The 7,871-nt window shown below is 36.3% G+C and carries 5 protein-coding genes; all 5 read left to right on the top strand.

What is annotated here, in order from left to right:
- A partial coding sequence (locus tag SP041_RS17465; protein WP_137297968.1) for a VCBS domain-containing protein occupies positions 1–2,171 on the top strand: 2,171 nt, incomplete at its 5' end.
- A gap of 115 nt (positions 2,172–2,286) precedes the next feature.
- Positions 2,287–4,467, top strand: coding sequence for a type I secretion system permease/ATPase (locus SP041_RS17460; protein ID WP_025562796.1), 2,181 nt, complete (start codon positions 2,287–2,289; stop codon positions 4,465–4,467).
- Complete coding sequence (locus SP041_RS17455; RefSeq protein WP_037047886.1) at positions 4,464–5,837, top strand: HlyD family type I secretion periplasmic adaptor subunit; 1,374 nt, start codon at positions 4,464–4,466, stop codon at positions 5,835–5,837. Before SP041_RS17460 ends, SP041_RS17455 begins: the two co-directional genes overlap by 4 nt.
- 25 nt (positions 5,838–5,862) lie before the next feature.
- Entirely contained in the window at positions 5,863–7,269 is a 1,407-nt protein-coding gene (locus SP041_RS17450; protein ID WP_025562794.1) for a TolC family outer membrane protein, read from the top strand.
- Positions 7,256–7,861 (top strand): OmpA family protein, encoded by a 606-nt coding sequence (locus SP041_RS17445; protein WP_025562792.1) that lies wholly within the window; start codon positions 7,256–7,258, stop codon positions 7,859–7,861. The genes SP041_RS17450 and SP041_RS17445 overlap by 14 nt, the downstream gene beginning before the upstream one ends.
- Positions 7,862–7,871: the final 10 nt, after the last annotated feature.

The following is a 7,871-nucleotide window of genomic DNA, read 5'->3' as shown; positions in this document are numbered from 1 at the left end:
GGTCTTATGCGGTTGATAATAGCCTGGTTCAATATATCGATGCAGGAGAGCGTGTAGTCGAAAATTTTGTCATCACCGTGAATGGTACTGAACAAGAAATCAGTGTATTTATTTTTGGAGCAGAAGATCCTACAGAAATTACAATAAATTCACTAGTTGGAGACAGTGCTGAAGGTAGCGTTAAAGAAGGAGATTCTGTTACAAATGGTAAAGTAACAGATTCCGGAAAAGTCACTTTTACTGATGTTGATTCTACTGATAGTGAAAATTTTGCACCAGAAGTTACGTTTGCAGGAGTGACTGCAACTGATACTGCTTTAGGTGAGTTAATCATTGATTCAGATGGTAATTGGTCATATGAAGTTGATAATAGTGCGATTGCTTATTTAGATACTGATGAAACACTTATTGAAACTTTTACTGTCAGTTTAAATGGAGAAACTCAGGATATCGCTGTTACCATTAATGGTACTGACACTCTTTTTGCTGTTGATGATGCAGATACTCCTATTACTGGACTATCAGGTCAATATTGGGGCTATGACGAATCTCTTGAAGGACAGAATACAAGTAGTTTATCTGTGGTTAAAGCATACATAGCTGAAAATCCAGCAGCCGATATCTCATTTGTGTCTACTCAACTTGATTATACTAGAAATGGCGATGCTGATTTAGCACGTGGTGTTGTTGGCGGGGTACCTGATCGCTTAATAGGTTTCTTAAATAACGATTCAGATTCAATTGAAACAATTAATGGAGGATCATCGAATACTGCTACTGATGCCATTATAAGTTTAGCTGGTAATTTATATGTCCCAGAAACTGGGCTCTATACCATAGATGTGAGTCATGATGATGGTTTTGAATTAATCATTGATGGCCAAGAAGTTATTACTTTCTCTACTATTACACCTAGCATTCAAACAAGTGTTTCAATAGAAATTACCGAAGGTCTACATTCAATTGAAATTGTTTATTGGGATCAAGGTGGTGATTACGGTCTTGAATTAGAAATGTCATTACCGCTAGGTGAAAATATTTGGATTTCTGAAAATTTATCTTTTGCTGAAGGTAGCTCTAATACTGAAATAGATACGGCCGTGGTCGTTGATTTGTTAAGTAATGACACCGGAGAAGATATTTCAGTTAATACCTTTAGTGATCCAGAAAATGGTACTGTTAATTTAATTGATGGGGTGGTTACTTATTTACCAGATACAGGTTATACAGGTATCGATTCATTTACTTACAATCTGATTGATGGAAATGGAAATATTTCTAATACTGCAACAGCATACGTAACCGTAGTACACAGTGGAGATGCAGTTGCTATTGTAAATACAGATGGCGGTGAGCCTTCAGTTGACCCTACAGCGGTTGATCCGACAACCATTACAGAAGATCAAACAATCGAAGGTTCTGGTAATGCAGATACCATTCAAGGTGGTGATGGTGATGATACAATAAATGGTTACTCTGGCGATGATATTATTTCTGGTAATGGTGGTGCGGATACGATTTCTGGTGGTGATAACAACGATACAATATACGGAGGTACTGGAAACGATCTTTTATATGGTGATGGCGGCTCTGATACTATCTTAGGCGAAGATGGAGATGATATTATCTCTGGTGGGGAAGGTTCAGATACCCTTCACGGAAACGCAGGTAACGATACATTAACTGGCGGTAATTATGCTTCTGATACATTGTTTGGTGGCGAAGGAAACGATTCTTTAACAGGCGGTATTGGCGGAGGAGATATTCTTACTGGTGGCGATGGAGCAGATACGTTTATTTGGTCTAGCCTTGATACTTATGGTTCTGATACCATTACCGATTTTGATGTGGCAGAGGGCGATAAGCTAGATTTAAGTGATCTTTTACAAGGAGAGGTTGAAGGTGATCTAGGTAAATACTTCGATATTAGTTTCAATGGTACGGATACCACACTAAGTATTAGTGGGGATGCTAGCCCCGATTATAAAGGAACTGTAATTGTTCTAGAAGATACAAAATTAGATGGGGTGGATCATGATGGACCATTAAATGCTTCAGAAGTAGATAATGTTATCAACACTTTATATGATGCAGGAGCGTTAATCATTACTGAGACAGTTACTCCAGAATTGCCAGCGGCAACATCAGCTTTAGATGATCCAATTGTTTAATTAAAGTATGATATAAAAATATTCGCACGAATGGTCATATAAACATGATGAAAAAGTCATGGTGAAACTACTAATATAGTAGTATTATCATGGCTCTTACTATAAAGGGGCTACTTTGAATCAAAAAAATCCTCAACAAGAAAAATGGGAAATTAATGCATCCACTCGCATCGGACACGATCCATTATTAGATTGTTTGGTGCTATTGAGTGAATATTTTGCCACTCCTTGTTCTGCAGAGGCATTAGCCGCTGGTTTACCATTAACTAATCAATACCTTTCTCCTGAGCTTTTACCTCAAGCAGCAAGTAGGGCTGGTTTAAGTGCAAAACTAGATCGAAGAAGTTTAAATACACTACCTGATATGTTATTGCCTTGTATTTTGATGCTTAAAAATAAACGAGCATGTATTTTACATGAGCTGGATTTAACAAAAAATCAAGTTCGAGTTTCATTCCCTGAAACTGGTGGGGAAGAAGTGCTTTCCGTTGAGGAACTTGAGACTGAATATGTTGGCTATTTATTTTTAATTAAACAAAAATATCATGGCGATCGTCATTTTGATGTCCATATTCAAGAAACGACTATTCATTGGTTGTGGAACAGCATTCGTGAGTCTGCACCGATATATCGCGATGTTATTATTGCTTCTATTTTAATTAATATATTTGCCTTGTTATCACCTTTATTTATTATGAATGTGTATGACAAAGTAGTGCCTAACCTTGCTTTTGAAACATTATGGGTTTTAGCAATAGGTGCGTCAGTTGCCTATATTTTCGATTTTATTTTAAAGCAGATTCGCGGTTACTTAATTGATGTTGCAGGTAAAAAAGTAGATGTAGAAATATCATCAAAGTTATTTGCAAAAGCAGTCGGCATACCGCTTGAAAAAAGGTCATCTAGTATTGGTGGTATGGCTCGTCAACTTGGCGAGTTTGATAGTATTCGTGAATTCTTATCTTCAGCAACTATTACCGCATTGGTTGATTTACCATTTTCAATCCTATTCATTTTCATCATATGGTTAGTCGCAGGTGATTTAGCCTACTTCTCTGTCATCGCAACAGTGCTTATTCTCGGTTATAGCTTAACGGTACAACCTCGATTAAAAGTAGCTATTGAAGAAAGTAATAAGTTTTCAGGCTTAAAACATGGTCATTTAATTGAAAGTCTATCCTCTTTAGAATCAATTAAAGCAAATGGGGCAGAAGGGCTTATTCAACATACTTGGCAACAGATGGTTGGTCACACCTCAAAGTGGCAACTTAAAGTTAAAATGATAACCAATTCAGTTTCTAATGTTTCTGGTTTTATCATACAAATGACGGTAATCGCAGTTATTGTGTTAGGTGTTTATCGTGTATCTGAAGGGTTAATTTCAATGGGGGCGATTATTGCAGCTGTTATGCTATCAAGTCGTGCTATTGCTCCAATGGGAAGAATAGCAGGGCTAATGACACGCTATAACCAAACAATGAGTTCATTACGTCAAATAGACGGCATTATGAAACAAGAAAGTGAATTTGAGAATAAAGGACATCTTGTTAGTCGTAATAAACTCGAAGGTAATATTGAATGTGAACAAGTTTCATTTAAATATCCTAATGTTGAAAAAACGGCGTTATATCCATTTTCTTTACAAATTAAACCTGGTGAAAAAATTGCTATTATCGGACGTAATGGTTCGGGTAAAACAACATTAGCAAAGTTGATTCTTGGGTTATATAAACCGTCGCTAGGTAGTATACGTTACGATGGTTTACATCAAGAGCAAATTCATCCAAGTGATTTACGTAGTAACATCGGGTATTTACCACAGGATATCACTTTATTTCACGGTTCCATTAAAGATAATATTCTGTTTGGTACTCGACAAGTCACTGAATACCAATTATTACGTGCGGCACAATTATCTGGCGTTTGTTTATTTACAGATTTAGCTTCAGAAGGGCTAGATTTACAAGTTGGTGAAGGTGGTGTCTCTCTTTCTAGGGGGCAACGTCAGGCCGTCGCATTAGCTCGTGCTATTTTAAATGATCCACAAGTTTTATTACTTGATGAGCCAACAGCAAGTTTAGATGCTCGTTCAGAAAAACAATTTATCTTATCAATGAAACAAACGGTTAAAAATCGTAGTTTATTACTTATCACTCATAAAATGCATTTATTACAATTAGTAGATAGAATCATCATCGTTGATCACGGTAAAATTGTTGCAAATGGGCCTAAAGATATTGTGTTAGAACAACTTTCAGCTGGGAAATTTACTGCAACTAAAGGAGCTGAATCATGAAAATATCTAAGAAAGATTTAGAAATGGCTGATGATGTTTATGGTGCAATGCTCACTGAAACTCCCACTGTACAGCGTTTAACAATATGGGCATTAACTGCTTTATTTATTTGTTTTTTTGTCTGGTCTTATTTTGCGGAATTAGACAGAGTTGTACGAGGTGAAGGTAAAGTTGTGCCTTCTTCTCAAGTACAAATCATTCAAAGCTTAGATGGCGGTATTTTACAAGAGTTGTACGTTAAAGAAGGGATGGTTGTTACTAAAGGCCAATCTTTGGCACGTATTGATGATACGCGTTTCCGTTCTGATATGGCACAGCAAACCCAAGAGGTTGATGCATTAAGAGCGGATATTATTCGTTTAAGAGCCGAGTTGAGTAGTATTTTAATTGCCAATGCAAAAGATTGGAAATTACAAATTAAAATAGAGCAAAAAAAATTAGAGTTTCCTGAAGACTTAAAAACGACAGCGGCTACTTTAGTTGAACGTCAACAAGATGAATATATTGGGCGTTTAAATAGTTTAGACAACCAAGTTGCGATTCAAGCTCAACAAATTCTCCAGCGCGAGCAAGAAATAAAGGAATTAGAATCAAAAATAAGAACCTTACGTAGTAGTTTGAGTTATGCCAATAGAGAACTTAAACTGACGCGTCCATTGGCGAAGAAAAATATCGTCCCTGAAGTTGAGCTATTAAAATTACAACGTACTGTGAATCAATTAAATGGTGAATTAAATGCACTACGAGCTCAGATACCAAGGAACGAATCTGCTTTAGAAGAGTCTGTCCTAAAACGACGAGAACTTGTATTTAACTTTCGTACCGATGCACGTGCACAATTAAATGAAAAACAAGCTGCATTATCAAGCATTACCGAAGCACAAGTAGGGGTTAAAGACAAAGTAAGTAAAGCTTTGATCACTTCCCCAGTAGTTGGAACTATAAAAACTTTGCATATCAATACATTGGGTGGTGTAGTTAAGCCTGGTCAGGTATTATTAGAAATTGTACCAACTGAAGATAAATTATTAGTTGAAGCAAAAGTTATTCCAAAAGATATTGCGTTCATTCATGTTGGTTTACCAGCTAGAGTGAAAATCACGGCTTATGACTTTACTCGTTATGGCGGCCTAGATGGTGTAGTTGAGTTAATTAGTGCAGATACTACACAAGATGAAGAAGGCAATAGCTTTTACATAGTAAGGATTCGTACAACTGAATCCAATATGAATAGAGATAATAAAATTGATATGCCTATTATTCCAGGAATGTTAACGAGTGTTGATGTAATGGTGAGTAAAAGGACTGTACTTGAATATATACTTAACCCGATATTAAGAGCCAAAGAAATGGCGTTACGTGAATATTAAATTTAGATATGGATATGGAGATAGAATGAAACCATTCAAACGTGGAATAGCTAAGAAAGTTGGCTTAGTTGCTTTTAGTTCCCTAGCATTGCTGCCTTTACAAGCAAATAGCCAATCACTAGAGCAAGCTGTGGCACATACTTTAGACAGTAACCCTGAAATTCACGAAGCATTTACACGTTTTAAAGTAAGTGAAAAAAAAGTAGAGCAAGCTGAAGCTGGCTATTACCCAACACTCGATTTAACGGGTGGAATTGGTCGTGAATACACAGATAGTGTAACAACAAGAGGTTATAGTGATTCTGGTAATAATACAGAAACCTTAACGAGAAGAGAATTAGGTTTAAGTTTTAAACAAAATCTATTCAGTGGTTTTGAAACAAGTAATGAAGTAAATCGTACAAGTTACGCAACAAGTGCAGAACAATGGCGATTGCATTCAGTTGCTGAAGATCTTAGCTTAGAAGTGGCTAGAGTTTATGTTGCGCTTATGGAAGCAAAGGAGTTAGTGGCTTTATCTGAAAGAAATTTAAAGTCTCATGTCGATATTTATGATCAAATTAAAGAGCGTACAGACTCAGGTTTTAGTAGCAAAGCGGACTTATCACAAATTAGTGGACGTTTAGCACAGGCAGAATCTAGTCTAATAGCAGCTAAAAATAACTATTTAGATGCTAAAACAATGTTCTATAGTGTTGTTGATCAAGATCCTGAAAACCTTGTTATCCCTTATCCTGATAGTAGTATGTTACCCGCTACACAAGCCGAAGGTCTTACAGTTGCACTTAAAAATCATCCTTCTGTTTGGGCTGCAAGTAACGATATTCAATCCGCTACTGCTCAATATAAGTCTGCTCAATCTAAGTATTATCCAGATGTGACTTTTGAAGTTGATGCTAATTTTAATGACAATTTAGATGGTGTCGATGGCTCTAATACTGGAAATGGCGTTGGTGGTGAAAGCAATGAAGTCGTTGCTATGCTTCGCTTTAGATATAATCTATTCGCGGGTGGGAAAGACACTGCTTACGCTAAAGAAACTGCTTATAAGATTAATCAGGCAAAAGCATTAAATATGACCGCTCACAGAGAAGTTAAAGAAGGCTTTATTTTATCTTGGGATGCTTTTGAACTGTTAAATATGCAAAAGAAATATATCAAAATACATGTTATTGCAGCAAAAAGTACTCAAGATGATTATAAAGAACAGTTTAAAATTGGACAGCGTAGCCTACTAGACTTACTTGACACTGAAAATGAGCTTTTTGAGTCACGCCGTGACTTCTTAGAAGCTGATTTTGCAGAAATAACTGCTCAATATCGTATATTACATGCTATGGGAATATTATTAGATTCCTTACGTGTAACTCGTCCTGAAGCATGGAAGGGTGAAGAGCAATTTGAAGGGGGAGTTTACAATGAAAAAGGTTAGTCTATTAGCAAGTGTTTTCTTATTAAGTGCTTGTTCGCATCAAGTTATTGATGTATCTGAAACACCAACAACACAGTTATATGATTTATCAGACTCTGAAGGGGACGGCATTATTAATGCTCGAGATAATTGCCTAGAGACTCTTGCTGGTGCAGCGGTAAACAATAATGGTTGTGGAACGGATCTTATTGAAAAGGTTCGCGTTAAATTATTAGTTAACTTTGAAAATAACTCATCTGTAGTTGATAATAAATATTATCCTGAAATTGAAAAACTAGCGGTTTTAATGAAAGAATATAAATCAGTTAGTGTCTCAATAGAGGGGCATACTAGTGTCGTCGGTTCTGCTCAGCATAATAAAGCGTTATCTTTAAGTCGAGCTGAGGCAGTTAAGTCAATCTTAGTAAGACAATATGGAATTGAAAATAGTCGAGTTAATGCAATCGGTTTTGGTTTTGACCAGTTATTATTTGAAGGTAATGATGATTATGTGAATGCACAAAATCGACGTATTGTTGCTGAAATCGTTGGTGGCCAAGAAATCGTTGATATGAAATGGAATATTTATAGTGTTGATCAGCGTGAACAGTAATTAATCATTT

It is taken from the genome of Psychromonas sp. SP041 (assembly GCF_000470315.2).
In the GTDB taxonomy this organism is placed as follows: Bacteria; Pseudomonadota; Gammaproteobacteria; order Enterobacterales; family Psychromonadaceae; genus Psychromonas.
This window is presented reverse-complemented; position numbering and strand designations above follow the sequence as displayed.

Coding starts and splice junctions, on each gene's coding strand:
- SP041_RS17455 (WP_037047886.1), top strand. CDS start 4,464: ATGAAAATATCTAAGAAAGATTTAGAAATGGCTGATGATGTTTATGGT.
- SP041_RS17450 (WP_025562794.1), top strand. CDS start 5,863: ATGAAACCATTCAAACGTGGAATAGCTAAGAAAGTTGGCTTAGTTGCT.
- SP041_RS17445 (WP_025562792.1), top strand. CDS start 7,256: ATGAAAAAGGTTAGTCTATTAGCAAGTGTTTTCTTATTAAGTGCTTGT.